Annotated in this window: 1 pseudogene; it reads left to right on the forward strand. The window is 64.2% G+C overall.

The window, feature by feature from the left end:
* Window positions 1–243, forward strand: a pseudogene (locus tag ACSNOD_RS32030) (crotonyl-CoA carboxylase/reductase); the annotation flags it as partial.

The following is a 243-nucleotide window of genomic DNA, read 5'->3' on the forward strand; positions in this document are numbered from 1 at the left end:
GGACATCGACATCGTCTTCGAACACCCCGGCCGTGAGACCTTCGGCGCCTCCGTCTACGTCACCCGCAAGGGCGGCACCATCACCACCTGCGCCTCCACCTCCGGCTACATGCACCAGTACGACAACCGCTACCTGTGGATGTCGCTGAAGCGCATCATCGGCTCCCACTTCGCCAACTACCGCGAGGCGTGGGAGGCCAACCGCCTCATCGCCAAGGGGAAGATCCACCCCACCCTGTCGAA

Source organism: Streptomyces sp. URMC 123 (assembly GCF_051386515.1).
Lineage (GTDB): Bacteria > Actinomycetota > Actinomycetes > Streptomycetales > Streptomycetaceae > Streptomyces.